Source organism: Candidatus Glomeribacter gigasporarum BEG34 (assembly GCF_000227585.1).
Taxonomy (GTDB): domain Bacteria; phylum Pseudomonadota; class Gammaproteobacteria; order Burkholderiales; family Burkholderiaceae; genus Glomeribacter; species Glomeribacter gigasporarum_B.
The window spans coordinates 1-2,104 of the sequence record NZ_CAFB01000106.1 but is presented as its reverse complement, the minus strand read 5'-3'; the positions used below and the strand labels follow the sequence as shown (position 1 = coordinate 2,104).

Sequence of the window (2,104 nt, the reverse complement as noted above, 5' to 3'; positions counted from 1 at the left end):
GAAAGCGAAATGGCGGGGCAGTCATCTTCATGTCCTTATTATCCAGTTTTGTATTGATCATTCCTTTTTGCGTCATCGTAAATGGGTATACCAAACAAATCGTAGGTATCAGCGATTTAACGATGTTTATCACCTCTGTCCTGCAATTGAGAGTGGGGCTGGCCGCCATCATTTATAGCTATGGGGACATGTTGGGCGCCTCCTACGCGATCCAGCCGTATCGCCAACTCGTCGATCATCCTGGAGCGCATCCGGCGGACTACCCGTCCTTGCCTGCGCATTCACCGATACGACTCAGGCTGAATCAGCTTCATTTTCAGTATCGTGACGCGAACACCGCAGCGCTGAATAAGATCAACTTGTCTATCCAGGTCGGTGAGACGATTGCGGTGGTCGGCGAGAATGGATCGGGAAAAAGCACCCTGATCAAGCTGATTTGTGGTTTTTATCCGCCGACCGCTGGCTCGATTCAATGGAACGTATCCGGCCGCAAACCGCGCATCGTTGGCGTTTTTCAGGATTTTGCCCGCTTGCCACTCAATACTTTGGACAATATGGTCAGTGAAGAGGGTACGCGGACAAAAGAAACCCTCCATCTCATCGGACTGGACTTTCTCCAAAGCATGTTGGATAAGCCGCTCACAGTCGAAATCGAAGGCGGCATAGCACTCTCCGGCGGCCAGTGGCAACGTTTGGCCATTGCGCGCGCGATGATGCACGCAGAAGAGGCGGATTTGCTGGTCTTCGACGAACCCACGTCATCGCTCGATCCTGAGGCAGAGGGGAAGCTGATGCAAGTGATCATGGCGCTGACCGCCCATCGGTCTGCGCTCATCGTCAGCCACCGGCTTGCCCTGGCGCGCTTTGCGAACCGGATCATTGTGATGGACGCGGGGCGAATCATAGAAGAAGGCGCGCACGAAACGCTGATGAAACAGGAGGGCAAGTACTACCAGATGTTCCGCAGCCAGGCTGATTTATATCTCTGATTTGACTTCCTGGAAACGTGATAATAAGGAATGGTCGTATTATGTATTCTGCTGCCGTCCTACAGTGTGCGTGCCTGAGGAGCGTGTTGGAAAAATCAACGCCGGTGACATGTCAAACATGCCGGGCTATCGTCCGCGCCAACGCACCGTTGCCGCAGGCCAGATCAAGCACTCGATCACGAGGTTGTAATGCCAGTTGCGCCAGGAGATCAGGATGAACAAGCGTTCGGTGAAACACATCGCCTTCCGCCCTATGCGCGTCCCACCAGTCGCCGAGCGTCTGCCCTGCATCCCTTGCGCGCTCATTATGGATTCACTCACCTTACGCGCTCACCCTGCCGGCTGGACACGCCATGCCCGAAGTTCAGCCATCGCCGCCAGATTGGCCCGCAGCAGCAGTGGATGCTTGAGCGCAAAATGATTGAGCGCCGTTTTGATTTTCAGGCATTCCAGCTTGCGGTAAGCGATCCAGTTCTTCTCGATGTTGCGCAAAGCGAGAAAGCGCAGTTTTTTGGCGGCTTGATCATTGGGGAAATGGCCGCGGTTTTTGACGATTTTGCGCAGTTGCATATGCAGGCTTTCAATCGCGTTGGTCGTGTAAATCATTTTCCGAACTTCAGGCGGATAAGCAGAAAGGAATCACCTGCTCCCATTGCCGCCGCCACATCTGTGTGATGACTGGGAATTTGCGACCCCATTCGCTTTGCTCAAAATGTTCTAAAGCCGCTTGAGCCCTATCCGTGTTGGCTGCTGGGTCAATCGGCTTAAGCGCTGCGGCTCAGGTTTTGCGTTCTTTCCAATGGGCGAAAGCCAGTGAATTGCGGATCAAATGGACGGCAGGTTTGACTGGGTCTGCGGATAGACGGATTCAATTGCGCCCGGAAAGCCGTGCAGTCCACCGACGACGGTAATCAGAATATCGTTCAGCCCCCTATTGCGCGTCATTGAAGACTTTCAGCCAGAATTTGGCCCCTGCTGTTTGCTCAGTCCAAAGCCCCAACACTTCCCTGCATCCATCGGCTCGAATCCACAACGCAAGAATACACGGCCTTGTTTTTCACGCGCCCTTCATCCCGAATCTGAAGCCGCAGCGCATCGAAATCCACAATGGGATA

2 protein-coding genes and 1 pseudogene are annotated in these 2,104 nt (G+C 53.7%); 1 reads left to right on the top strand and 2 read right to left on the bottom strand.

Annotation, left to right across the window (positions count from 1 at the left end; translation table 11 throughout):
* Positions 1 to 989: ATP-binding cassette domain-containing protein (locus CAGGBEG34_RS09215; protein ID WP_203224887.1), on the top strand; the 989-nt coding region annotated here is incomplete at its 5' end.
* Between the two features lie 126 nt (positions 990 to 1,115).
* Here the strand turns inward: CAGGBEG34_RS09215 and CAGGBEG34_RS11215 are convergent.
* A complete protein-coding gene (locus tag CAGGBEG34_RS11215) occupies positions 1,116 to 1,310 on the bottom strand; it encodes a hypothetical protein (RefSeq protein WP_158641871.1) in 195 nt (64 codons plus the stop codon).
* A gap of 9 nt (positions 1,311 to 1,319) precedes the next feature.
* A pseudogene (locus CAGGBEG34_RS10475) lies at positions 1,320 to 2,104 on the bottom strand (IS256 family transposase); the annotation flags it as partial.